Origin of the sequence: Plantactinospora sp. CA-294935 (assembly GCF_050936445.1) — a bacterium.
GTDB lineage: Bacteria > Actinomycetota > Actinomycetes > Mycobacteriales > Micromonosporaceae > Plantactinospora.
The window spans coordinates 3,968,736-3,993,078 of sequence record NZ_JBNJMU010000001.1; the positions used below are offsets into that span (position 1 = coordinate 3,968,736).

The following is a 24,343-nucleotide window of genomic DNA, read 5'->3' on the forward strand; positions in this document are numbered from 1 at the left end:
CGTGCCGTCATGAGGCTCATCCGCACTGAGCTGGCTGATTCGCTCGCTCATGACGTCGCCACCGGCTCACACGGCGGTACGCTCGCGGCCGGCCGGGAACCGGTCCAGCGCTCCGGTCTGGGCCAGCGCCCGGGTGAGCGCCCAGCCGCCGGCACCGGCCAGCACCGCCGAGCTGAGCACGGTGAACAGGAAGACCGGCAGTCGGAACGAGTCGAAGTCGTACTCGGAGTAGTAGCGGATCTGGTCGAAGATCGCGGCAGCGAGACCGGCCAGCAGACCGGAGCCGACCGCCACCGGCAGCCGGAACGAGCGGTACCCGACGGCGAGGAACGCCGCCTCCGCGCCGACGCCCTGGGCGAGCCCCTGCAGGATCGCGACGGTGCCCCACTGGCTGCCCAGCAACACCGAGACGAAGGCGGCGAGGAACTCGCAGTACAGTGCCGCACCCGGCTTGCGGATCACCAGGCCGCCGAGCACACCCGGCACCAGCCAGATGCCGTAGATGACGGCCTGGGCCGGCGGGAAGAACGTGAACGCGCCCTCGGTGGCGCTCCACACCAGGTTCCAGGCCCAGAAGATGACCCCGAACGCGACCGCGATGACCGAGGCGACGACGATGTCGACGGTGCGCCATCTGGTGGTGGTGGACGGACTCATGAGCGTGCCTCCCAGTCGCGTGGCGAACCAGGCAAGACGCACGCCGCAACCCGGGACGGCCCGGACTGCGGCGCGGCTGGAGACTCGACCGAACTCCCTGCGCTGGCATTACCCAGATCAGGTTCGAGGGTCTGCGGGTGTGTCACCCGCACTCTCAGCGCTGTGCGCTCCCCTGTCGGATGTGCTGTTGTTGCGCAGACGGTACACCGGATGCCGCTGTGCCGACAGCGGTGGAGCCGGTGGATGTGGTGGTGCCCACCATGTCACGGGATAGGGTGGATGGCCCAGATCAACATCTCGAAGGGACGCGTGCGGCGTGACACTCAGCCCCGAGGGCTATCTCGATGTGGTCACCGAGACGATCGGGCGGGTGGCGTACGCCGCCCGGGACGGCGTACGCCGGGCGGCCGACCTGGTCACCGACGCGCTCCGGGCGGGTGGCGTGGTGCAGGCGTTCGGCACCGGCCACTCCGAGGCGCTGGCCATGGAAATCGCCGGCCGGGCCGGCGGACTGGTCCCGACGAACCGGATCGCGCTGCGCGACCTGGTGCTGCGCGGTGGCGAGCCGGTCGACATCCTCGGCCCCACCCTGGAACGGGACCCGACCGTGGCGCGCCGGCTCTACGAGCTGACCCCGATCGACCCCCGGGACGTCTTCGTGATCGCCTCGAACTCCGGGGTGAACGGCACCGTCGTCGAGTTCGCGTCGCTGGTCAAGGAGCACGGCCACGGGCTGATCGCGATCACCTCGCAGCAGCACTCGGCCCGGGTGGCGTCCCGGCATCCCTCCGGACGCAAGTTGAGTGATCTCGCCGACGTGGTGCTCGACAACGGCGCCCCGTACGGCGACGCGACGCTGCCGCTGCCCGGTGGCGGTGCGGTCGGCGCGGTGTCGTCGATCACCGCCGCGCTGCTCGCCCAGCAGGTCGTGGTGGAGGTGGTCCGTCGGCTGGTCGAGGCGGGGGAGACGGCCCCGGTCTACCTCTCGGCGAACATTCCGGACAGCGACGAGCACAACAACACCCTCGAAGCCCGGTACGCCGGCCGGATCCGCCGGGGCGGCTGACCCCCGGGTACCTCAGATCTCCGGCGCCGTCCGGTTTGCCACCGGTACCGCCGCCGCGTCCGCTGTCGAGGCTTCCTCGCGTTTCACGTACGGCCGGTTCGGGCACACTGCTGCGAACTTCGACCGGAACGGGAGGTGGCCCACGTGGCCGTCGAGACGGAGAAGCAGCGTTGGCAGCGCAACTTCGCCGACCTGTTGCAGGAACTGCGGGTGGCACAGACCGGGGTGCAGATCCTGTTCGCCTTCCTGCTCACCCTGCCCTTCAGCAGCGGCTTCCCGCGAGCCACCACGTTCCAGAAGGACACCTATGTCGTCGCGCTGCTGTCGGCGGCAGCCGCCACCGCGTTGATCATCTCGCCGGTCGCCTTCCACCGGGCACTCTTCCGGCAGGGGCGCAAGCCGGAACTGGTCCGCTTCGCGCACGGCATGGCGACCGGCGGGCTGGCCTTCATGCTGGTCTCGATGGTCAGCTCGGTGCTGCTGATCACCGACTTCCTGCTGCCCCGAGCGGTGGCGTTCGTACTCAGCACGCTGACCGGGGCCTGGTTCCTGACCTTCTGGGCCGTGCTGCCGTTCCTGCGTCGCAACTGGGGCGAGGCCGACGAGGACGACGACGAGGAGCCGGTCGCCGCCCGCCCCGACGCGGTCGACTGAACACACCTCGCCGGGCCGTCAAATGTTGCTCTGCGTAATCCATACTGGACAGTATCTATGATCATTCGATCAGCCCGTCTACTGTGGCTGATCGGAGGAAACGCACCAGCTAGTCGCCACTTTTTTGATCATCGGCATCTTCGCCCGGGCGGGTCGCCCCCTACACAGAGGCCCTTGACGGAGAGTTATACCCGGAACGACAAACTACGGACCGCGAGAGGCGAGGATGAGCGAGGTTCTGGGGGGACTGTCGACCGGGAGCTCGGTGGCAGTGCTGGTGGGCCTGGTCGGGGGGCTGGGGCTGCTGGTTCGGGGCTTTCTGCGGCACCGCAGCCGGGTGCAGGCGGAGCGGGAGTGGTCGGCGCGGACCCGGGCCCGCACCATGGGCCTGATCCGGCTGGCCGACGGCCGCTCCACCGACGTACGGATCGACGAGCGGGACCGCGACGGGCACCGGGTCGTGGAGCTGCGGGGTCTGCGTCGAACAGACGGGGGCGAGGCGGCATGAGCGAGCGAATCAGTCTGCTCGGTCGCGCGGCTCGGGACGGCGCCGAGCGCAGCGAGGTGACGGCATGAGGAGCGGGGACAACGCGGTGGTGCGGGCCGAGTCGGCCGCCCGGTTGGGGGACCGGGGCCAGGCCGAGTCCGAGGTGAGCTTCGAGGCGTTCTGCCAGCGGAACTTCGTGCTGGTCGAGCGCTTCCTGCTCGCCCAGTGCGCGGACCGGGGGCTGGTCGAGGACGCCGTACAGGAGGCGTTCATCACCGCCCGGGACAAGTGGGAGCAGATCCGGGACTACGAGAAGCCGCTGGCCTGGATGTACAAGACCGCCCGGTACAAGCTGCTGGTGCTGCACCGGCGCCGCCGGCAGGACGTGACGGTCAGTCTGGAGGAGGTACCGCCGGAGCGGCTCGCCGAACCGGCCGACCCGGCGGAGGCCCGGGAACTGCTGCGTGGCTGGTTGCCGAGGCTGCCGCCCCGCCAGGCCGAGGTCTTCGTACTGGCGCTGGACGGCTGGTCCGACCACGAGATCGCGGCCATCCTCGGCATCGCGTACAACACGGTGCGGACGTACCGGCAGGAGGCTCGGGGTCGGCTGAAGGAACTCGCCCAGCAGGCGGGCTTCGAGACGCCGTCCGGGAGGGATCGGGGATGAACCTGGACGACATCCTGTCCTTGGCCTCGGACCGGACGTGCAGCGAGCTGGAACGGGCCCGGGCACGCCGGGCCACCCGCCGGGTGCAGCAGGAATACCAGCGGGCGCTCTCCGAGGGCCGCGACCTGACCGGCGACATCGAGGTACGCGACCCGCTGACCGCCGACACCGACGAGGCGGCCCGGATCACCCGGGCGGCCCAGTTGGCCAAGCTCGGCACCGTGACCTGGATCCGGGCCAGCGGCGAGCTGACCTGGTCGGACGAGATGGCCCTGATCCTCGGCTACCCGCCCGGCACCCTCCGGCACTCGGTCGCCGCGCTGGCCCGGTTGGTCCACCCCGACGACGTCGACGGGGTGCGCCGGGTGGTCGAGTCGGTGTGGCGGGACCGGACCGTCCGGGAGACGACCTGCCGGGTGATCCGTCCGGACCGGGTCACCCGGTACGTGCACTGCCACCTGGAATACATCGTCGATGCGGAGAACCGGCCGTACGGCATCATCGCCACCGCCCGGGACATCACCGAACTCGAACTCGCCCGCCAGGAGCAGGCCCGACTGGCCCGCCGACGCGAGACGGTGCAGGCGGAGCTGGCCGGCCGGGACCCGGTCACCGGGCTCTTCCACCGGGCCAGGTTCGCCGACGAAATCGACACCGCGCAGCGGGGCGGGCCGGGCGTGTTGCTGGTGGTGGCCGTCGAGCCGGTCGGCCCGGCGGTCGACCCGGACCCCGGCGTCGAGGGCGAGCCCGGCGGTGCCGACGAGCAGGAGCGGCTGGCGGTGGCGGTCGCCCAGGTCGTCCGCCGGGTCGCCCGCCGCTCCGACGTCTGCGGGCTGACCGGTCCGAACGAGTTCGGGGTACTGATGCAGCGGACCACGCTGAGTTCGGCCACCGCGCTCGCCGAGGCGATCATCGACGGCATCCGGTCCCAGTCCTTCGTGCTGGGCCGGACCCGACTGGTCGACGCCTGGGGCGGCCTGGTCCGCTACCAGGGGCGGGACGGCAGTCGCGGCGTCGACCTGATCGTGGACGCGGAGACGGCCTGGCGCCAGGCCCGGGCCACCGGCGTCGCCCGGGTCGCCCTGGACCAGCCGGCGGCCGAGGACGAGCGCCGGGAGCTGTGCCGTAGCCGGGTCCGGGCCACGGTGGCGGAGAACCGGTTCACCCTCTACACCCAGCCGATCCTCGACCTGCGGCTCAACCAGATCACCCGGCAGGAGATCCTGCTCCGGGTGGTCGACGACGGCGGCCGGGCGCACTCCGCCTCGACCCTGCTCGGCGACGCGGAGCGGCTGGACGAGATCCTGCCGATCGACCGGTGGGTGATCGACCGCACCATCGAGCTGATCGCCCGCGGCCCGCGTACCTCGCACTATCAGGTGAACCTCTCCGGGCGCTCGCTCGGCGACCCGCACCTGCTGGAGCGGGTGCAGCAGCGGCTCCAGCAGTACGACGTCGATCCCGGCCAGATCACCTTCGAGATCACCGAGACGGCGCGGATCGGCAACCTGACCGAGGCGCACAACTTCGCGTACGGGATCCGCCAGCTCGGCTGTCAGCTCGCCCTCGACGACTTCGGATCCGGGCACGTCCCGTTCGCCTTCCTCACCTACTTCCCGGTGGACCTGGTGAAGGTGGGTGGCGAGTTCGTCGCCGGCATCGAGCATTCGGTGGCGAACCGGGGCATCGTGCGGTCGATCGTCGAGATGTGCCGCGCGTTGGGGATCCGGACCGCTGCCGAGCACGTGGAGGACGAGGCCACCATGAATCTGCTCCGCGACTACGGGGTGGACTTCGCCCAGGGGTACCTGGTCGGCAAGCCCAAGCCGGTGACCAGCCCGGCGCGTACGCCGGTGGCGCCGGCCGAGCCGCAGGTCGATTCGGAGCGGGAGCTGCGGGCCGCCACCGGATAGCCGGACGGACCGTCGGCCGGCTCGGCGCGGGGCAGCCCGGCACCGGGCCGACCGGCGGTCCATGCAACGTCCCGGGTGCGGTGGCCGTCATTAAGGGGCGTGGAAGCCCGAGCAAGGCCGCTACCAGCGGTGGACAGGCCGACCGCGCCACGGATCCGGAGCGGTCCGGCCGGGCGGGGGCGGCTGGCCGCGACAGTCGTCCTGCTGGTCGTGCTGGCGGTCGCCGGCCTCACCGCCGGCTGCGGTGCCGATCCGGCACGCCGGCCCCCGGCCGGCCCGGAGGCCCGACTGACCGCGAGCGGTCCGGCGGACCGGCCGGTGACACTCGACCTGGCCCTGCTCCAGCCCAGCGGGTTGGGCACGGGATGGCGGCAGAGTCCGCACCCGCCGGAGCAGCCGCCGTGGCCGTGGCTCCAGGCCGACTGCCCGGCGTACCGGGAGGGGGACTACCCCGCCCAGCGGCACCGGACCGGCGCCGTGCAGCGCCGCTACCGGCACGAGCCGTCCGAGCTGGTCGCGACGCAGGTCGTCGAGGCGTACGAGCCGGGCTGGGCGGTGCGGGCCCTCGACGACGTACGCCGGGTCGTCGAGACCTGCTCCCGGTACGACGCCTACGGCGCCAGCATCTCGTTCACGCCGCTCGACATTTCGCTTCCACCCGCCGACGGGCTGGTGGTGCAGGGGCGGATCGACTCTCCCGGAGCACCCGCCCGGTCCACGCTGCTGGTGGCGGTACGCCGCGACGACCGGCTCTCGACACTTAACGTTCCGGGTCCGGTGGACCGGGCCACCGCGTACGCGGTGGTGAAGAAGTTGGCGGACCTCCTTGACTAGCCGGCGCGGGCCGAGGCGCCGGGAGCTGCTCGCCGCCACCGCCGCCGCACTGCTCGGCGCGGGCGCGGCCGGCACCGGGCTGGCGTACCGGTGGGCGGGTTCGGCGGATGCCGGCTCGCAGCCGGGGGCGGCGGCCAGCCCGGCCCGACCGACGCCCAGCCCGACCCCGGACTACCCGGCGCTGGCCCGTACCCGGATCGAGCGGTACCTGCGCGGAGTCGGCGGCCGGGTCACGCTGGCGGTGCGGGACCGGACCAGCGGCCTGGCGGTCACCGCCGGCAACCGGCGGTACCAGACCGCCAGCATCGTCAAGGTCGACATCCTGGCCGCGCTGCTGCTGCGCCGCCAGGACCAGGGGCGCAAGCTCAGCGCGAACGAGCGGCAACTGGCCCGCTCGATGATCGTGGTCAGCGACAACGCCGCGGCGAGCAGCCTCTACGCCACGATCGGCTACCGGACCGGACTGACCGCCGCGAACCGGACTCTCGGACTGCGCCAGACGACGCCCAACTCCAGTTGGGGGATGACCACGACCACGGCGGCCGACCAGCTCCGGCTGCTGACCGCGGTCACCGACCCGGCCGGTCCGCTCAGCGACGGCAGCCGCGACTTCCTGCTCGGGCTGATGGCCCAGGTGGACAAGGAGCAGGACTGGGGGATCACCGCCGCCGCCGGTCGGGCCGGCACCGCCAGGTACGTCAAGAACGGCTGGACCACGGTCGACGCCGACAACGGGCTGTGGCTGGCGAACAGCATCGGCCGGATCGTCGAGCCGGGCCAGGACTGGCTGATTGCCGTACTCTCCGACCACCACTCGACGCGGCAGAAGGGGATCGCGGCGGTGGAGAAGGCCGCGAAGTACGCGCTGACCGAGCTGCGTGCGATCCCGCCGACCGGTGCGCCGGCACACTGATCGCCGCGACGGCCGTGACGCGGAGCTGTGCGGGTTTCGCTAACCGACCCGGTTGCCGTTGCGCAGGATGATGGTGAACTTGCCGCCGAAGGACTGCTTGCCCAGTCCGTTCGCCTGTCCCGGTGCGGTGTCACCGGAGTAGTAGTACAGCGGCCAGGAGGAGTACGTCGCCTGCCAGGTGCCGTTGCCGAGTCCCTGCCTACCGCCCCGCTCCGACGGGTCGTCGGCGAACGTGGGCTCGCCCACGGTCAGCAGCGGTGGCCACTCCTCCGCGCAGGCATCCAGGCAGGTGACGTTGCCGTGGCGGTCACCACTGAAGGTGTAGAGCGTCCGGCCGTTCGCGTCGACCAGCGCCTCCGGGTACTTCGGCAGGCCGAACTTCAGCGCCGCCGCCTTCCCGCCCGGGGTGGTGGCCGTACCCGAGGTCGGCGCCGAGGTTGTCGGGGCCGCCGAGGTGGTCGCGGGGGCGGGAGTGTCGTCGGCGTCACCGCCGGAGCATCCGGCCGTCAGGAGAAGTACGCCGACCATGGCCAGCACTGCCGGCCGGAGCCGGATTCCAGACCGGTGCGTCACGCCGCCCTCACCACCATCGTTCGCCGGGTTCGGTATCCGTCTAGTGGTATCACACGATGGCAATGTGGACGGTCGGGCCGGGCCGGTCGTCGGTGTCAGGCCGGGTCGGCTCGCCGGCTCGACCGGAGGTTGCCGATGCCCACGTCGAGCGCGGCCTCCAGGTGCGTGATCCCGCCCGTCGCGAGCATCACCACGACACCGCCCTGGATGCCGGCGAGCAGGGCGGCGGACGTCTGTTCGGCGTCGAGGCCGGGATCGATCTCGCCGATCTCCTGCATGTGCCGGATTCCCGCGCTGATCTCCGCCTGCCAGGCGCGGAGGAGTTCGGTGACCACGGCCCGGGCGCCGGGGGTGCTGCGGCCGAGGTGCGCGACGAGGCCGTTGAGCGGGCAGTCCATGCCCTGGCCGCGATAGCGGGCCACCACCCGGTCCCGCCACGCCCACCACGCCGGCCAGGAGGTGAGGTCACCGAGCTGCGGCTGCTGGTCGGTGAGTACCCGGTCGGCCTCGTAGCGGGCGACGGCCAACAGCAACTCGTCCTTGCCGTCCGGGAAGTAGTGGAAGAGCTGGCTCTTGCTGGTGCCGGTCCGGGCCCGTACGTCGTCGAGGGTGGTCGCGGCGACACCACGCTCCCGGATCTCCGCCGCCGCGCCCTCGATGATGCGTTGCCGGGTGGCGGCCCCTTTATGGGTTAACGTCCGATTCATGTCCATCCGATTCTTTGGACTATCGGGTCCACTCTATCCCGGATCACCGCGCGTTCTTTGGACTTGCCGGTCCAATTTTTTCGAAGCAGGGTTGCGCACATGAACGACTACTACCTGCTCGGCCGGTCCGGGCTGCGGGTGAGCCGGCTGGCGCTGGGCACGATGAACTTCGGCACCTCCGGCTTCCACGCCGCCTACGGCAAGACCGAGGCGGAGGCCGAGCCGATTCTCCGGGGCTATCTGGAGGCCGGCGGCAACTTCGTCGACACCGCGGACTTCTACACGGCGGGGGAGAGCGAGCGCATCCTCGGCAAGTTGATCGCCGCCGCCGGAGTGCGGGACAGGATCGTGCTGACCAGCAAGTTCACCAACAGCATCGATCCGGCGGACCCGAACGCCAGCGGTAACGGCCGCAAGCACATCGTCCGGGCCCTGGAGGCGACGCTGCGCCGGCTCGACACCGACTACCTCGATCTCTATCTGCTGCACACCTGGGACCGGATCACCCCGGTCGAGGAGGTGGTGCGTACCTTCGACGACCTGGTGCGGGCCGGCAAGATCCGGTACGCCGGCCTCTCCGACGTCCCCGCCTGGTACGCCGCCCGCGCACAGAGCCTCGCCGAGGCACACTCGTTGAACCCGATGATCAGCCTCCAACTGCCGTACTCGCTGATCGCCCGGGGGATCGAGCCGGAGTTCGTACCGATGGCCCAGTCGCTCGGGCTGGGGCTCACCGCGTGGAGCCCGATCGGCGGCGGGCTGCTCACCGGCAAGTACCGGCGGATGGGTGACGGCGTGACCGGCGAGGGCCGGCTCGGCGCGCCGGGCGGGCACCAGCGGCCGATGGACGAGCGGGAGTGGCGGGTCATCGAGGTGCTGGCGGGCGTGGCGGCCGAGCTGGGCCGGAGCATGGCCCAGGTGGCGATCAACTGGGTGGCCAGCCGGCCCGGGGTCGGGTCGGCGATCATCGGCGCGAGCAGCCCCGAACAGTTGGCGAGCAACCTGGCCGCGCTCGACTTCGAGATCCCGGCGGAGGCGCGGCGCCGGCTCGATCAGGCCAGCGCGGTCCCGCTGGCGGGGCCCTACTCGATGTTCACCCCGGAATACCAGTCCTGGATCGTCAACCCCGGGCTGGGCATCGGCGACAAGCCCGCTGGCTACGCCCCGCCGGTGTGGAACGGCGCAGCCCAGCCGGTCGGCTGACGCCGCTCCCGCTGCTGGGGGCGGGGCGAGTGGGACGCCGGCTCGGCCGGCGGCGGGTATTCGCGGTGCTGGCGGCGGGTATCCGTGGCGCAGACTGTCGAGCTGCCCCGTTTGTGCGCCCGCCCAGGGCGCTGCCCGCCATGCCGCCGCTATGCCGCCGGCCCGTGGCTGGTGGCGGCCGTCGACCCGGCCGTTGGTGGAGGATGGCGCCCGTCGTCCGCCCGGTCCGCTGTGGTCACCTGGACATCAGATGCGTTACGGCAGCCTCGTAGCGCATCTGATGTCCAGGTCGGTGTCTGCGGCGGCCGTCGCGGGTCAGTGGGTGCCGACGGTGTGGACGAACGGCACCGGAGCTACCTTTGTCGATTCCTGGGCGTACCGTAGGGGTTCCTGACCGGACGGTGAAGTCCGCTGGTGAGGTCTGTGGAGAGATTCCGGATGTCTGTCGAACCCGGTGGCACGGCTCCCGGGGCGCGGAGATGTCGACATCCGCATATTCAGTGCTACCGACGGGTAACAAAACCGGGTAGCGTGGGCCGTGTACCAGGCCGCAGCACGTCAGGGGGTTGCCCGCTCCGCTGCACGGAGTGATGAGCGCGGTTACCTCCTTGGCGCCGTACTCGATCGAGGGGGTTGCCGTGACCACCACAGAGCAGAACAGGCCGGCGGCGGGCGGGTCGGACGGAGTCGGGCCGCTGCCGAAGGAGGCCGGGCAGGTCACCGAGCGTGAGGCCCGGCAGGTCGCCGAGGCCGCCCGGGAGACGGAGTGGGGCAAGCCGAGCTTCGGCAAGGAACTCTTCCTCGGCCGGCTCCGGCTGGACCTGATCGACCCGTGGCCGCAGCCCGATCCCGAACGCGCCGCCCAGGCACAGGAGTTCCTCGACCGGCTCGACAGCTACGTCCGGTCCGAGGTGGACGGCGCGGCGATCGAGCGGGACGCCCGGATCCCCGACGAGGTGTTCGCCGGGCTCGCCCGGCTCGGCACCTTCGGGATGAAGATCGACCAGAAGTACGGCGGCCTCGGTCTGAGCAACCTGCACTACTGCCGGGCGTTGACCCTGGCCGGCTCGGCCAGCCCGGCGATCGGCGCGCTGCTCTCGGCGCACCAGTCGATCGGGGTGCCGCAGCCGCTCAAGCTCTTCGGCACCGACGAGCAGAAGCAGCGCTTCCTGCCCCGGCTGGCCGCCGGCGAGGTGTCGGCGTTCCTGCTGACCGAGCCGGACGTCGGCTCCGACCCGGCCCGGCTGGCCACCACCGCCGAGCCGACCGAGGACGGCACCGGTTACCGGCTCAACGGCGTCAAGCTGTGGGCCACCAACGGGACGGTGGCGAGCCTGCTGGTGGTGATGGCCCGGGTGCCGAAGGCCGAGGGGCGGCGCGGCGGGATCACCGCGTTCGTCGTCGAGGCGGACTCGCCCGGGATCACCGTCGAACGCCGCAACGCCTTCCTCGGGCTGCGCGGCCTGGAGAACAGCCTGACCCGGTTCTCCGACGTCGTCGTACCGGCCGAGAACGTCATCGGCGGCGAGGGACGCGGCCTGAAGATCGCGCTGACCACCCTGAACACCGGCCGGCTCTCGCTGCCGGCGATGTGCGTCGGCGCCGGCAAGTGGTCGCTGAACGTGGCCCGGGAGTGGGCCGCCGAACGGGTGCAGTGGGGCCGGCCGGTCGGCGGGCACGAGGCGGTGGCGAGCAAGCTCGCCTTCATCGCCGCCACCACCTACGGCATGGAGACGATGCTCGACCTCTGCTGCCTGCTCGCCGACGACGACACGAACGACATCCGGATCGAGGCTGCCCTGGTCAAGCTCTACGCCAGCGAGATGGCCTGGAAGATCGCCGACGAACTGGTGCAGATCCGGGGCGGGCGCGGCTACGAGACGGCCGATTCGCTGACCGCCCGGGGCGAGCGGCCGGCGGCCGTCGAGCAGATCCTCCGGGATCTGCGGATCAACCGGATCTTCGAGGGGTCGACCGAGATCATGCATTTGCTGATCGCCCGGGAGGCGGTCGACGCCCACCTCTCGGTGGCCGGCGACATCATCGATCCCGACGCCGAACTGGGCCGGAAGGTCCGGGCCGGGGCCAGGGCGGGTGCGTTCTACGCCAGGTGGCTGCCGACCCTCGCGGTCGGTCGCGGTCAGAACCCCGGCGGGTACGCCGAGTACGGCCCCCTCGCCGGTCACCTGCGGCACGTCGAGCGGTCGTCCCGCAAACTGGCCCGGTCGACGTTCCTGGCGATGTCCCGCTGGCAGGGAAAACTGGAGCACAAGCAGGGGTTCCTCGGCCGGATCGTGGACATCGGCGCCGAACTGTTCGCGATGTCGGCGGTCTGCGTACGGGCGAACGCCGAACGGGAGACCCGGCCCGAGGGCGTGGAACTGGCCGACCTGTTCTGCCGCCAGGCCCGGGTGCGGATCGCGGCACTGTTCCGGGCGCTCTGGGAAAACACCGACTCGGTCGACACGGCGGCGGCGAAGCGGATCCTCGCCGGCCGGTACGCCTTCCTGGAGGAAGGTGTGGTCACCCCGCCGGCCGACCTGCCCTGGGTCGCCCCCTGGCAACCCGGTCCGTCGACGGTCGACGACGTGCGACGCCGGATTCCGAAGCCGGACGGCGCGTGAGTGGGGGCCTGGGGTGGCGCTGGCCACCCCGGGCGACCCGCCCCGTCAGTACAGCCAGGACTCCTTCGGCGCGGCGAGCGGGGCGAGGGTCTCCCACAGTTCGTCGGGGATCTGCCAGGTGGCGAGTCGGGCGGTCTCGCCGATCCGCTCCGGGCGGGACACTCCGACGATGGTGGAGGTGATCCGGGGGTCGCGTAGCGAGAACTGGAGCGCCGCCGCCGCGAGCGGTACGCCGTACTCCGCGCACGCCGCCTCCATCGCCCGGATCCGGGCCAGCGTCGCGGCGTCGGCCTGCCGGTAGGCGTACTTGGTGAACTGGGCCGGGCCCTTGGCCAGGATGCCGCTGCCGAAGGGGGCGGCGTTGACCACGCCGACGCCGAGCGAGACCGCCTCGTCGATCAGGTCACCGGCCGAGCGGTCCACCAGGGTCCAGCGGTTGTGCGTGATCAGCGCCGCGAAGTGCCCGGTACGCAGGTACTGCGCCATCAGCTCCACCGGGCCGCCGGCCACTCCGAGGTGCTCGATCACCCCCTCGCGCTGCAATTCGAGCAGTACCTCGACCGGGCCGCCCGGCGCCATGCCAGCGGAGAAGCTGATGTGCTCGGGGTCGTGCAGATAGACCAGCGGCAGCCGGTCCAGGCCGAGTCGTTCCAGGCTGCCCTCGGCGGAGCGGCGCGTCTGATCGCCGGAGAAGTCGCCGGTGGTGAAGTCCCGGTCGACCTTCGTGGCCAGCACGAAGCCCTCCGGCACCCCGCCGATCCGGCGCAGCGCGGCACCGACCCGCCGCTCGCTCTCCCCGTCGCTGTAGCCGGCGGCGGTGTCCAGGAAGTTGAACGGGCCGGTCAGCGCGGCGAGCGCGGTCTCGGTGCCGCGTTCCGCGCTGACGTCGTACCCGAAGAGGCCCGGCATGCTGCCCAGGGGGCCGCCGCCGATGCAGACCGGGGTGACGCGCAGCCCGGTGCGGCCCAGCGGGCGGCGCGGGAAGTCGTCCGGCGATTGCTGTTTTCCGTACACGGACATCCTCGACTCGCGGGGCGGCGGTGTGCCGGCAGGCCGCACCGGCGGACGATCATGTTACCCGCCCGCACCTTTGACCGCCTGAACCAGCAGTGTCGTGGTCCGAAATGGACTAAGGGCGAGTGAGACTGCTGGCTGCTCGGGTGCTGCCTTCCCGCCTCGGCGGCGGTGCACGTCGGCCGCTGTTCGTCGGTGTACGCCTCCACAGTGGACGCGCCGTCAACCACTTGCCGTACCCCGGCCGAGCCGTCAAGGTAAGCTCGACACTGTCGGACCAGCCGCCGTTCGCCGCGACTCGAAGTACCTCAGCTCGATGCCGTGTTCCCGGCTCGCCGACGTCCCGCCGGTGTACGGCGTCAGCGTCGTACCGGAGCGGCCCGCAACCCGAGCGCCCGCAGCTCCAGCGCCGCCAGCGCGTCCACCGCCTCGGCGTCACCCCGTCGCCACGCCTGCGCCACGTCCGGGTCGATCCGGGTCAGCTTCCGGATCGGCTGGTTCGCCAACGCCCGCAACGCCAACAGGTCCCGGCCGGCCGGCGCGGACCGCAACGCCCGGGCCGCACCGGCCCGCCGCATCCACCGGACCCGCAGCGGCAGCCAGCCCAGCAGCACCACCCCGAGCGGAAACACCAGCAGGGTCAGCGACAACGCCAACGCCAGCTCCCCGACCAACTCCTGCTGGTCGCGCCCGGCGTCCGCCATCGCCCGGGCCGCCCCGGCGGCCTTCTCGAACGGAGAGGTCAGCTCGTCACCCACCACCGGCACCCGGCCGATCTTGCCACCGGCGTCGGCCAGGTTGTCGGCGAGTCCACCGCCGGCCCCCTCCAGCTTCTCTCCGGGTACGGCGAGCTTCTGCACCAGGTCGTGCAGCCACATCGCGGCCCGGATCCAGAGGTAGATCCAGGCGACGACGAGCAGATCGGTGAGGAGTTGACGGGCGGCGGTCGGAACCCGATCGGCATAGAACTTCATGCCGGTCAGAGTGGCGTACGTCAGCGACCCGCGCACTCCGGGCAGGTGCCGAAGATCTCCAGGGTGTGGCTGACGTCTTTGAACCCGTGCTTGTTGGCGACCCGGTCGGCCCAGCTCTCCACGGCCGGTCCCTCCACCTCGACCGTACGGCCGCAGGCCCGGCAGACCAGGTGGTGGTGGTGCCCCTCACTGCACCGCCGGTAGAGGTGCTCGCCGCCCGGCGGGCGCATCACGTCGATCTCGCCCGCGTCGGCGAGCCCTTGCAGCGTGCGGTAGACGGTGGTCAGCCCGACCCGCTCGCCCCGGCTGCGCAGCATCGCGTGCAGGTCCTGGGCGCTGTGGAAGCCTTCGACCTCGCCGAGCAGTGCGCTGACCGCGCTGCGCTGTCGGGTGTTGCGTACCGCCGCGCCGCTGTCCGCCGCTACCATCTCGCCCTCCTCGCGTCGTGTCAGGTGCCTCCCGGACGTCCCCGTCAGGTGGCTTCCCCCGAATGGCTCACCGCGTCCGCCACGATATGCGCGATGTGCTCGTCGACCAAGGTATAGGCGATTTCCCGACCGCGTCGCGAGCCGCGTACCACCCCGGCCCCGCGCAGCACCCGCAGGTGTTGGGAGACGAGCGGCTGCGGTGCGCCGAGGCTTTCCACCAGCTCGTGCACGCACCGTTCGCCGTGCGCGAGCTCGCTGACGATGGCGAGCCGGATCGGTGCGGCGAGCGCTCGTAGCAGCTCACCGGCGCCCGTATAGGCCTCGTAGGCGTTTGTGCTCGTCACCCTGTAACGGTAACCGTTGTTAACGGCGTACCGCCGTTCGGTGCGCGGTTCCAAGGTCAACCGGCGCCGGCCCGACCGGTGGGGTGGCGTCCGGGGCGGTCCGCCGGGCGGCGTCGAGTATCACGTCGCAGGGCTCGACCTGTGGCTCCGGCCCGGGTACGGCGCGCCGGCGGGCCAGCCCCCGGCGTACCGCCACTCCCACCGACACCACCAGGAACAGCCCGATCGCCAGGATCACGATGGTGGCTCCGAGCGCGGTGTTGGCGGTGCCGGCCAGCCACACCCCGGAGCCGGAGGCCAGCAGTCCCAGCCCCATCGCGGCGAGCATGGTGCCGAGGAAGCCCCGGGTGAAGAGCTGCGCGGTGGCCACCGGCACCACCATCAGGGCACTGATCAGCAGCAGCCCGACCGCCCGCATCGCGATGGTCACGGTCACCGCCGTGGTCACCGCCAGCAGTATGTTCAGCGCCCGGACCGGCAGCCCGGAGACCCGGGCGTACTCCTCGTCGTGGCAGATCGCGAAGAGCGCCGGGCGCAGCGCGACCATGGTCACCAGGACCACCGCCGCGAGGGCCACGATCACCACCAGATCCTGCGGCGACGTCGTGGTCAGCGAGCCGAAGAGGTACGCCATCAGGTTGGCGTTGCTCCGGCTGCCGGAGAGCCCGACCAGCATCACGCCACCGGCGATGCCGCCGTAGAAGAGCATCGCCAGGGCGACGTCGCCGGATGTCCGGCCGCGTTCCCGGATCAGTTCGATGGCGACCGCGGCGACCGCCGCCACGATCACCGCCGTCAGCACCGGGGACTGGTTGAGCAGCAGCCCGACCCCGACCCCGGTCAGCGCGACGTGCCCGACCCCGTCGCCGATCAGCGACATCCGGCGCTGCACCAGATAGATGCCGAGCGCCGGGGCGGTCAGCCCGATCACCAGTGCCCCGACCAGGGCCCTGATCATGAAGTCGTACTGGAAAAGGCTCACGGCCGACTGCCCCACATCCCTGTCGACTCCTCCGGCGCGTGCGGGTGGACGTGCTCGTGTCCGGGCGCCGCGTGGTGCCCGGCCGGCTCCGGCACCGCGCCGTCGTGCGCGATCGTTCCCTCGTGTACGACCACCGCCCGGGTGATCACCCCGGCCAGGGGCCCGAGTTCGTGCGCGACCAGCAGCACCGTCCCGCCGTCGGCGACGAACCCGCGCAGCGCCTCGGCGAAGGCGTCCTGGCTGGCCGAGTCGACCCCGGCGGTCGGTTCGTCGAGGACCAGCAGTTCCGGCCCGCCGGCCAGCGCCCGGGCGATCAGGGTGCGCTGCTGCTGGCCGCCGGAGAGGGTGGCCACCGGGTCGCCGGCCCGGTCGGCGAGCCCGACCGCCGCCAGCGCCTCGGTCACCGCAGCCCGGTCGGCCCGCCCCGGCGGCCGGAACACGCCCCGCCGGGCCAGCCGTCCGGAGGCGACCACCTCGGCCACGGTGGCCGGTACGCCGCTGCCGGCGCCCATCCGCTGCGGCACGTACCCGATCCGGGCCCACTGCCGGAACCGGCGCTGCGGGGTGCCGAACAGGGTGACCGCACCGGCGGCCAGCGGCACCAGGCCGAGGATTGACCGGATCAGGGTCGACTTGCCGGAGCCGTTGGCGCCGAGCACGGCGACCACCTCGCCGGGGTTCACCCGCAGGGAAACGCCGCGGAGCACGGGGCGATCGTCGTAGGCGACCACCCCGTGCTCCACGGTGACGACTGAACCTTTTTCCACCTCCCCTTGCGGTTCCACGGACCGCGAGGTCGGACGCGGTGTGTGAGCGCCGCGCGGTTCAGGTTGAAAACGGTTCACAGGTTCGGTCATGAACATCCCAGTGCGGTCTTCAGGGCCCCGAGGTTGTTGCGCATCACCGAAAGGTAGTCCCCGGTACTGCCGGGTTGCAGGCCCTCGATCGGGTCGAGTACGGCGGTCTTCGCCCCGACCTCCCGGGCGATCGTCTCGGCGACCTTCGGGCTGACCAGGGTCTCGAAGAAGATCGTGGTGGTCTTGTGCTCCCGGGCCTCGGCGGCCACCTCGGCCAGCCGCTGCGGGGCCGGCTCGTCCTCCGGGGTCAGCCCGGAGATGCCGATCTGCTCCAGTTGGTAGCGCTCGGCGAGGTAGGCGAACGCGGTGTGGCTGGTCACCAGTTCCCGCCGCTGGCAGGTCTTCAGGCCCTGGGTGTACTCGGAATCGAGGGCTTCCAGTTCGGTGCGGAGCGCCTTCGCCCGGGCGGTGTAGTCGGCGGCCCGGTCCGGGTCGACCGCGCCCAGCCGCTCGGCCAGCTTGTCGGCGATCCCGGCCAGCCGGGTCGGGTCCAGCCAGACGTGCGGGTCCTTGCCGTTGGCCCCCTCCGCGTGCTCCTCCTCGGCACCCGGCTCCTCGGTCGCGTGGTCCGCGCCCTCGCCCTCGTGCTCCCCCTCGCCCTCGTGCTCGTGCCCGCCGGCGGTCGCGGCCAGCAGCGGCTGCACCGTGGCGACGTCGAAGGCCCGGTCGCCGGCCTGCTGCTGCACCGCCTCGTCCACGCTCGGCTGGAAGCCGGCGAGGTAGACGACCAGTTCCGCGTCGGTGACCTGGCCCACCTGGCCGGGGTTGAGTTCCAGGTCGTGCGGCTCGGCGCCGGGCTTGGCGAGGTTGGTCACCCGGACGGCGTCCCCGCCGACCCGCTCGGTGACGAACTGGAGGGGATAGAAGGCGGCGACGACGTCGACCCGGTCGGGGTCGGCGCCGCTGCCGTCGTCACCACAGGCGGCGGCGCCGGCCAGTGCGAGCAGGCCGGTGGCGGCGAGGGCGACGGTACGGAGGGCGGAGCGGATCACCATGCCATCCACTCTCCGCGCCAATGAGAATGATTGTCAAAAACGCATGCTTGCATGAAACCGCTTCATGCGCTCGGCCGGTGGCGTGGGGACGTCGGGAGGAGGTCGGTCATTCGAGGATCTTCATCAACGCGGCGCCGACCAGCAGGGTCAGGATCACCAGCCGGAGGATCCGGGTCGCCGGGCGCTGCACCGGCCAGGTAGTGAGCAGCAGCGCGGCCAGCCCGGCGGCGAGCGCCAGCAGCAGTGCGCCGCCGACGATCCCCGGCGCGAAGAGGCCGACCAGCACCAGCACCAGCGCGGCGAGGAACACGCCCGTGGGGTTGACCCGGGCCAGGCGGGTCAGCAGAACGCTCTGCGTACGCTGCATTCCACAGACTCTACGAGATCTCGATGCTCCGGCCGGTGAGCTGTTGCCAGCGACACCCCAGCTCGCCGGGCCGGCGGCCGACGGCAGGAGGCGTACGTGCTCGTGACCAACCGGTTCGTGGTGGCGGAGGAGAGCGCCGGAACCTTCACGGAACGGGCCCACGCCGCGCTGGCCGCCCTCGCCGCTCGGCCGGGATACCGCCGGGGCCAACTGCTTCGGGCCCTCGACGACCCCCGGCACTGGTGCCTGGTCACCGAGTGGGAGTCGGTCGGCACCTACCGGCGGGCCCTCGGCGCCTTCGACGTCAAGGTCAGCGCCACCCCGTTGCTCGCCGAGTCGCTCGACGAGCCGTCCGCGTACGAGACGCTGGCCAGCGCGGAACCGGACGGTCAGGTCGAAGTCACCCCGAGTGACCGGGCCGCTGACTCCGGCCGGTGATGACCCGGGCACTACCCTTTTCCCATGACCGTTCCCGGACCGCCCGGCGGGCCGTCGTCCCCACCCGAGTCCGTCCGGGCTGACGACCCGGCCCCACCCGGTGGACCCGTGCCGCCGCCCGGCCCGCCACCGCCGTCCGGGTACGGGCAGGCGGGCCCGCCGGTCCCTTCCGCCGGCTACGGGCCGCCCGCCGCCGGCTACGGGCCGCCTCCTCCGGCGGGGTACGGGACCCAGCCGGGCGGATACGGGACGCCTCCTGCCGGGTACGGGACGCCTCCTCCTGCCGGGTACGGGACGCCGCCGGCCGGGTACGGGACACAGCCGGTCGGGTTCGGTCCGGTGCCGCCGAGCGTGCCGGCGCCGCCACCGGGGCCCGGCGTCGAGCCGGTGTTCGCCGCGCCGCCCAGCGAGGGGCGTGGTGCGCGGTTGTGGCTCGGGCTCGGGGTGGCCGCCCTCGCCGTCGTACTCTTCTGCGGCGGTGGCGGAGCGGCGCTGGTCGGCCTGCTGATCTCCGGCTCCCAGGCGTTGAACGAGCAGGCCAGGACGGTGGTCACCGACTACTTCGACGCGGTCGAGGACGGGGACTTCGGCAAGGCGTACGACCTGCTCTGCGAATCCGCCCAGCAGCGGGAGTCGCCGGCCGAGTTCGAGCGTCGGGTCGGTGCCGAGCCGGAGATCGCCTCGTTCCGGATCGGCGACGTGTCGCTGACCAGCGAGTTGAGCGTGCCGGTGGACGTGACCTACGCCAGCGGGGGGCAGGACAACCTCGAGGCCCTGCTGGACCAGGACCAGACCACCGGCGGATTGCGGGTCTGCGACATCAGGTGATCCGTGGACGGCCCGCCGGGCGGCGGCGGTACGGCCGCCGAGGTGGAGTAATCTGCTGGGCTCGGGCCGCAGGTGACCGTACCGTTGTGCGGAGCACCGCCCGATCCAGGTCCGAGTGCCGTCCCTGACCGTTGTCCCCGTTGACCGCCCCGAGGATGTCCCCGCCGGCCGCCAGCCGGTGTAGGAGGTAACCATGCCAGCCGACCGTATCGACGCCGTCGTCAGTCTCGCGAAGCGTCGAGGCTTCGTCTTCCCCTCCAGCGAGATCTACGGGGGCACCCGGTCGGCCTGGGATTACGGCCCGCTCGGCGTCGAGCTGAAGGAAAACGTCCGGCGCCAGTGGTGGCGGACCATGGTGCAGCAGCGGGACGACATCGTCGGCCTCGACTCGGCGGTGATCCTCGCCCGGGACGTCTGGGCCGCCTCCGGCCACCTGGACGCCTTCGTCGACCCGCTGACCGAGTGCCAGTCCTGCCACAAGCGGTTCCGGGCCGACCACCTCGAAGAGGCGTACGCGGAGAAGCACGGCCACCCGCCGGCCTCGCTGGCCGAGCTGAACTGCCCGAACTGCGGCAACAAGGGCACCTTCACCGAGCCTCGGATGTTCAACGGCCTGATGAAGACCTACCTCGGCCCGGTGGAGAGCGAGGAGGGCCTGCACTACCTCCGGCCGGAGACCGCACAGGGCATCTTCGTCAACTACAACAACGTGGCCGCCTCGGCCCGGAAGAAGCCGCCGTTCGGCATCGCCCAGGTCGGCAAGTCCTTCCGCAACGAGATCACCCCGGGCAACTTCATCTTCCGGACCCGCGAGTTCGAGCAGATGGAGATGGAGTTCTTCGTCGAGCCGGGCACCGACGAGGAATGGCACGAGTACTGGCTGCGGGAGCGCTGGAACTGGTATATCGACCTTGGCCTCTCCGAGGAGAACCTGCGGTTCTACGAGCACCCGCAGGAGAAGCTCTCGCACTACTCGAAGCGGACCGTGGACATCGAATACCGCTTCCGGTTCGGTGGCACCGAGTTCTCCGAGCTGGAGGGCATCGCCAACCGCACCGACTTCGACCTCTCCACGCACAGCAAGCACTCCGGTGTCGACCTGTCGTACTTCGACCAGGAGAAGCAGCAGCGCTGGGTGCCGTACGTGATCGAGCCGGCCGCCGGGCTGACCCGGGCGGTGCTCGCCTTCCTGCTGGAGGCGTACGACGAGGACGAGGCGCCGAACACCAAGGGCAGCGTCGACAAGCGGACCGTGCTCCGCTTCGACCCGCGGCTCTCCCCGGTGAAGGTGGCCGTGCTGCCGCTCTCCCGCAACCCCTCGCTCTCCCCGAAGGCGAAGGACCTGGCCGCCGCGCTCCGCAAGCGCTGGGTGGTCGAGTTCGACGACTCGCAGGCGATCGGCCGCCGCTACCGCCGGCAGGACGAGATCGGTACCCCGTTCTGCGTCACCGTCGACTTCGAGACCCTGGACGACAACGCCGTGACGGTTCGTGAGCGGGACAGCATGTCCCAGGAGCGGATCTCCATCGACCAGGTGGAGCGGTACCTCGTCGAGCGCCTGCCCGGCTGCTGACGGCGACGTCCGTCCGGCCGCCACGCCTGATCTCGGAAGTCCGGACGGACGTGCCATGCTCGAACGCGTGACCCCGACCGACCGCACGCCACCGGCCGCTGCCCGCCCGCTGCACCTGGGCGGGCACCCGGTGTGGCCGCCGGTCGTGCTCGCCCCGATGGCCGGGATCACGAATGTCGCCTTCCGGCGTCTCTGCCGGGAACAGGGCGGCGGCCTCTACGTCTGCGAGATGGTCACCACCCGCGCGCTGGTCGAGCGGAACCCGAAGACCCTGCGGATGGTGGCGTTCGGCGGTGACGAGCGGCCACGCAGCCTCCAGCTCTACGGGATCGACCCGGAGGTGACCGCGGCGGCGGTCCGGATGGTGGTCGAGGAGGATCTGGCCGACCACGTCGACCTCAACTTCGGCTGCCCGGTGCCGAAGGTCACCCGCAAGGGCGGTGGGGCGGCGCTGCCGTGGCGCCGCCGGCTCTTCGCCCGGATCGTCCGGGCGGCGGTCGAGGCGGCCGGCCCGGCCGGGGTGCCGGTGACGGTCAAGATGCGCAAGGGCATCGACGACGACCACCTGACGTACGTGGAGGCGGGGCTGGCCGCCCAGGAGGCCGGGGTGGCGGCGGTCGCCCTGCACGGGCGCACGGCCGCGCAGCGGTATTCCGGTACGGCGGACTGGGACGCGATCGGCACGCTGAAGCAGGCGCTGGACGTGCCGGTACTCGGCAACGGCGACATCTGGGAGGCCGACGACGCACTCCGGATGGTGGCGCACACCGGGGCGGACGGTGTGGTGGTCGGCCGCGGCTGCCTCGGCCGGCCCTGGCTCTTCGCGGATCTGGCGGCGGCTTTCGACGGCCGCCCCGTACGCCGGCTGCCGGTCCTCGGCGAGGTCGCCGCGACCATGCGCCGGCACGCCGAACTGCTGGTCGACTGGTTCGCCGGGGGCGACCGGCCGGACACCGCCGAGCGGGACGGCTGCGTGGACTTCCGTAAGCACGTCGCCTGGTATCTCAAGGGTTTCCCGGTCGGCGGCGAGCTGCGCCGGGCCCTGGCGATGGTGAGTGGCCTGGCCGAACTCGACGACCTGCTCGGCAAGCTCGACCCGGCCGAGCCGTTCCCGCTGGAGACGCTCGGCCAGCCCCGGGGCCGGACCAATTCGCCCGGCAAGGTCTTCCTGCCGGACGGCTGGCTGGCCGACCGGGACAGCGCCGAGGTGCCGGCCGGCGCCGAACTCGCCGACTCCGGTGGTTGAGCCGCGCCGATTCCGGTGGTTGAGCCGCGCCGACTTCGGTGGTTGAGTCGTGCTGGCTTCGGTGGTTGGGGCGCGCCGGCCGGAGCCGCACCGGGCCGCGCCCGGCCGGGCGCGGCCACGGCCCGGTTAGGCGATCGGTACCGACTGGTCGTCGGCGGGCGGCGGGCCGCTTCCGGGTGCCGGGTCGGCCGACGCACCGGCGGCGCCCGCCGTCGATCCCGCGGACCGGGGCTCGGGTACGACCGGGCTGCCCGCCCACGGCACCTCCGGCGAGCGGTGGAAAGTGATCCCGGCCGTGCTCCACCGCACGCCCTGACCGGCCAGCCGCAGCCGGAAGTCCGCCCAGTCCCGGGCCTGCGCCGGTGACCAGCCCAGCTCGGCGATGGCCGGCAGCCGGGGGAAGGTCATGAACTCGATGTCGCCGACCGTCCGGATCGTCTCCGTCCAGAGCGGCGCCTCCACCCCGAGCACCGCGTCGGCCGGCACCCCGGCCAGATAGTCGCCGGGATCCCAGTCGTACGCCGCGCGGACCTCGACCAGCCCGGCCCAGTCCTTGCCCAGCGGGGTCGCCGCCGAGTACTTCATGTCGAGGTAGCTGCGGTTGCCGGGGGAGAGCAGCAGCTTCGCGCCGTCCCGGACCGCGGCGGCCACCACCGGGTCCTCGGTCGAGGTGCCCCAGTACTGGACGACCCGCCCGGGGCTGTGCTCGGCGACGGCGAGCTGGTGCCAGCCGAGCACCCGCTTACCGTGCCCGGTGACGATCCGCTGGACCCGGTTCATGAACCGGGTGTAGTCGGGCCGGTCGAGGGTGAACGCCTCGTCGCCGCCGATGTGCAGGTAGCGGCCCGGGGTGAGCGCGGCGATCTCGCCGAGCACGTCGTCGATGAACTGGTACGTCCGCTCGTTGTCGACGGCGACCGCGCTGAACCCGACGTCGGTGCCGGTGTACTCCGGCGGCGCGACCCCGTCCGGAGCGAGTTCGCCGTAGGCGTTCAGTGCCGCGTTGGTGTGCCCGGGCAGGTCGATCTCGGGCACGACGGTGATGTGCCGGGCGGCCGCGTACGCGACGATCTCGGCGTACTGCTCCTTGGTGTAGTAGCCGCCGGGGCCGCCGTCCACCTCGGTGGAGCCGCCGACGCTGGCCAGCCGGGGCCAGGAGTCGACGGCGATCCGCCAGCCCTGGTCGTCGGTGAGGTGCAGGTGCAGGTGGTTGAGCTTGTACCGGGCCAGGTGGTCGATGAAGCGCAGCACGTGCGGTACGGCGAAGAAGTGCCGGGCCACGTCGAGCATCGCGCCCCGGTAGCCGAACCGGGGGTGGTCGTCGATCACGCCACCGGGGATCGCCCACGGACCGGGCTGCCGCCGGGCGGACTCGATCTTCGGTGGCAGCAACTGCCGGAGCGTCTGTACCCCGTAGAAGAGCCCGGCCGCGGTGCGGGCCCGGACCACCACGCCGGAAGCGCTGATCTCCAGCCGGTAGCCCTCGCCGGAACCGCCGCCGGTCGCCGGCCTGCCGAGCCGGCCCGACGGGGCCTCGTCGCCGGTCAGCAGCAGGGAGATGCCGCCCGGCACCTCGGCCTGGCCGGCGGTGACCACTGGCAGCGGATAGCCGGTGGGGCGGCGCAGCAGCTCGGCGAGGTGCCGGCCGACCGCGCTCGCCTCGGGGCTGGGGGTGGTCCGGATCGTCGTGCCGGGGGTCAGGATGAACTCGACCCCGGCGGCCGGCTCGACCCGGGCCGGGGCGGGCAGCACGTCGGTGAGCCGGGGCGGGGTGTCGCCGGTGGTCGCGAGGGTGGACCGGGACTGGAAGGTGATAGGTCGCACGGCAGATCTCTCCGGGGGGAGCCGCAGGTGATTTCCGGGCAAATCTCATGAAACGTACGTTCGAAATGGCCAGGTGTCAAGGGTTGGTCACCCTGTGGTACGAGCCTTCCTTCGCACCTGGTCGATCCAGCCCAACGCCGAGGCGACCCCGATTTCTTCCGTTGACTGATCTTGC

Annotated in this window: 24 protein-coding genes, 1 pseudogene and 1 riboswitch; of the genes and pseudogenes, 13 read left to right on the plus strand and 12 right to left on the minus strand. The window is 71.9% G+C overall.

What is annotated here, in order from left to right; all coding sequences use genetic code 11:
* Positions 1-66: 66 nt before the first annotated feature.
* Complete coding sequence (locus tag ACQEVC_RS17795) at positions 67-657, minus strand: ECF transporter S component (protein WP_432878685.1); 591 nt, start codon at positions 655-657, stop codon at positions 67-69.
* Between the two features lie 76 nt (positions 658-733).
* Positions 734-841, minus strand: a riboswitch (TPP riboswitch).
* Positions 842-973: 132 nt separating this feature from the next.
* Between ACQEVC_RS17795 and ACQEVC_RS17800 the strand changes: the two genes are divergently transcribed.
* From ACQEVC_RS17800 to ACQEVC_RS17830, 7 genes are all read left to right on the plus strand, one after another.
* The gene (locus ACQEVC_RS17800; RefSeq protein WP_432878688.1) at positions 974-1,723 is read left to right on the plus strand and encodes a sugar isomerase domain-containing protein; all 750 of its coding nucleotides are present in this window, start codon (positions 974-976) and stop codon (positions 1,721-1,723) included.
* Between the two features lie 144 nt (positions 1,724-1,867).
* Positions 1,868-2,377 carry a DUF6328 family protein gene (locus tag ACQEVC_RS17805; RefSeq protein WP_432878690.1) on the plus strand — a complete coding sequence of 170 codons (510 nt, stop codon included), beginning with the start codon at positions 1,868-1,870 and terminating at the stop codon, positions 2,375-2,377.
* A 226-nt stretch (positions 2,378-2,603) separates the two neighbouring features.
* A complete protein-coding gene (locus ACQEVC_RS17810) occupies positions 2,604-2,885 on the plus strand; it encodes a hypothetical protein (protein ID WP_432878693.1) in 282 nt (93 codons plus the stop codon).
* Between the two features lie 64 nt (positions 2,886-2,949).
* On the plus strand, positions 2,950-3,531 hold the full coding sequence (locus tag ACQEVC_RS17815) for an RNA polymerase sigma factor (RefSeq protein WP_432878696.1): 582 nt from the start codon (positions 2,950-2,952) through the stop codon (positions 3,529-3,531).
* Positions 3,528-5,444, plus strand: a complete 1,917-nt coding sequence (locus ACQEVC_RS17820; RefSeq protein ID WP_432878699.1) for an EAL domain-containing protein — start codon at positions 3,528-3,530, stop codon at positions 5,442-5,444. The genes ACQEVC_RS17815 and ACQEVC_RS17820 overlap by 4 nt, the downstream gene beginning before the upstream one ends.
* 129 nt (positions 5,445-5,573) lie before the next feature.
* Positions 5,574-6,278 (plus strand): hypothetical protein, encoded by a 705-nt coding sequence (locus ACQEVC_RS17825; RefSeq protein WP_432878702.1) that lies wholly within the window; start codon positions 5,574-5,576, stop codon positions 6,276-6,278.
* The gene (locus tag ACQEVC_RS17830) at positions 6,271-7,191 is read left to right on the plus strand and encodes a serine hydrolase (RefSeq protein WP_432878705.1); all 921 of its coding nucleotides are present in this window, start codon (positions 6,271-6,273) and stop codon (positions 7,189-7,191) included. The genes ACQEVC_RS17825 and ACQEVC_RS17830 overlap by 8 nt, the downstream gene beginning before the upstream one ends.
* Before the next feature lie 39 nt (positions 7,192-7,230).
* Here the strand turns inward: ACQEVC_RS17830 and ACQEVC_RS17835 are convergent, their stop codons facing one another.
* Both ACQEVC_RS17835 and ACQEVC_RS17840 read right to left on the minus strand, forming a co-directional pair.
* Positions 7,231-7,764: a COG4315 family predicted lipoprotein gene (locus ACQEVC_RS17835; RefSeq protein ID WP_432878708.1), complete on the minus strand. Its 534-nt coding sequence runs from the start codon at positions 7,762-7,764 to the stop codon at positions 7,231-7,233.
* A gap of 95 nt (positions 7,765-7,859) precedes the next feature.
* Complete coding sequence (locus ACQEVC_RS17840; RefSeq protein WP_432878711.1) at positions 7,860-8,471, minus strand: TetR/AcrR family transcriptional regulator; 612 nt, start codon at positions 8,469-8,471, stop codon at positions 7,860-7,862.
* Positions 8,472-8,570: 99 nt separating this feature from the next.
* Here ACQEVC_RS17840 and ACQEVC_RS17845 point away from each other — a divergent pair, with 99 nt between their 5' ends.
* Positions 8,571-9,674 carry an aldo/keto reductase gene (locus ACQEVC_RS17845; RefSeq protein ID WP_432878713.1) on the plus strand — a complete coding sequence of 368 codons (1,104 nt, stop codon included), beginning with the start codon at positions 8,571-8,573 and terminating at the stop codon, positions 9,672-9,674.
* A gap of 638 nt (positions 9,675-10,312) precedes the next feature.
* Positions 10,313-12,298: an acyl-CoA dehydrogenase family protein gene (locus tag ACQEVC_RS17850; RefSeq protein WP_432878716.1), complete on the plus strand. Its 1,986-nt coding sequence runs from the start codon at positions 10,313-10,315 to the stop codon at positions 12,296-12,298.
* A 45-nt stretch (positions 12,299-12,343) separates the two neighbouring features.
* On the opposite strand, the gene ACQEVC_RS17855 is transcribed toward ACQEVC_RS17850, so the two are convergent.
* The 8 genes and pseudogenes from ACQEVC_RS17855 to ACQEVC_RS17890 form a co-directional block, all read right to left on the minus strand.
* Positions 12,344-13,312 carry an aldo/keto reductase gene (locus ACQEVC_RS17855; protein WP_432878719.1) on the minus strand — a complete coding sequence of 323 codons (969 nt, stop codon included), beginning with the start codon at positions 13,310-13,312 and terminating at the stop codon, positions 12,344-12,346.
* A gap of 359 nt (positions 13,313-13,671) precedes the next feature.
* A complete protein-coding gene (locus ACQEVC_RS17860; RefSeq protein WP_432878721.1) occupies positions 13,672-14,286 on the minus strand; it encodes a hypothetical protein in 615 nt (204 codons plus the stop codon).
* 20 nt (positions 14,287-14,306) lie between these two features.
* Entirely contained in the window at positions 14,307-14,714 is a 408-nt protein-coding gene (locus tag ACQEVC_RS17865) for a Fur family transcriptional regulator (RefSeq protein ID WP_432878724.1), read from the minus strand.
* A gap of 44 nt (positions 14,715-14,758) precedes the next feature.
* Positions 14,759-15,058: an ArsR/SmtB family transcription factor gene (locus tag ACQEVC_RS17870; RefSeq protein WP_346260634.1), complete on the minus strand. Its 300-nt coding sequence runs from the start codon at positions 15,056-15,058 to the stop codon at positions 14,759-14,761.
* A 106-nt stretch (positions 15,059-15,164) separates the two neighbouring features.
* Positions 15,165-16,040 (minus strand): annotated as a pseudogene (locus tag ACQEVC_RS17875) (metal ABC transporter permease); the annotation flags it as partial.
* A complete protein-coding gene (locus tag ACQEVC_RS17880) occupies positions 16,037-16,807 on the minus strand; it encodes a metal ABC transporter ATP-binding protein (protein WP_432878727.1) in 771 nt (256 codons plus the stop codon). The pseudogene ACQEVC_RS17875 and the gene ACQEVC_RS17880, both read right to left, overlap by 4 nt.
* 86 nt (positions 16,808-16,893) lie before the next feature.
* Positions 16,894-17,892 carry a metal ABC transporter substrate-binding protein gene (locus ACQEVC_RS17885; protein ID WP_432878730.1) on the minus strand — a complete coding sequence of 333 codons (999 nt, stop codon included), beginning with the start codon at positions 17,890-17,892 and terminating at the stop codon, positions 16,894-16,896.
* 106 nt (positions 17,893-17,998) lie between these two features.
* Positions 17,999-18,259 carry a DUF6703 family protein gene (locus ACQEVC_RS17890; protein ID WP_432878732.1) on the minus strand — a complete coding sequence of 87 codons (261 nt, stop codon included), beginning with the start codon at positions 18,257-18,259 and terminating at the stop codon, positions 17,999-18,001.
* Positions 18,260-18,355: 96 nt separating this feature from the next.
* Between ACQEVC_RS17890 and ACQEVC_RS17895 the strand changes: the two genes are divergently transcribed.
* From ACQEVC_RS17895 to dusB, 4 genes are all read left to right on the plus strand, one after another.
* Complete coding sequence (locus ACQEVC_RS17895) at positions 18,356-18,697, plus strand: antibiotic biosynthesis monooxygenase family protein (protein WP_432878735.1); 342 nt, start codon at positions 18,356-18,358, stop codon at positions 18,695-18,697.
* Between the two features lie 351 nt (positions 18,698-19,048).
* Positions 19,049-19,525, plus strand: a complete 477-nt coding sequence (locus ACQEVC_RS17900; protein ID WP_318398709.1) for an Rv0361 family membrane protein — start codon at positions 19,049-19,051, stop codon at positions 19,523-19,525.
* Positions 19,526-19,718: 193 nt separating this feature from the next.
* Entirely contained in the window at positions 19,719-21,098 is a 1,380-nt protein-coding gene (locus ACQEVC_RS17905) for a glycine--tRNA ligase (RefSeq protein ID WP_318398627.1), read from the plus strand.
* A 55-nt stretch (positions 21,099-21,153) separates the two neighbouring features.
* Positions 21,154-22,344 (plus strand): tRNA dihydrouridine synthase DusB, encoded by a 1,191-nt coding sequence (dusB, locus tag ACQEVC_RS17910; RefSeq protein ID WP_432878738.1) that lies wholly within the window; start codon positions 21,154-21,156, stop codon positions 22,342-22,344.
* 126 nt (positions 22,345-22,470) lie between these two features.
* Here dusB and ACQEVC_RS17915 read toward each other — a convergent pair whose 3' ends face one another.
* Positions 22,471-24,168, minus strand: a complete 1,698-nt coding sequence (locus ACQEVC_RS17915; protein WP_432878740.1) for a beta-N-acetylhexosaminidase — start codon at positions 24,166-24,168, stop codon at positions 22,471-22,473.
* Between the last annotated feature and the right edge of the window lie 175 nt (positions 24,169-24,343).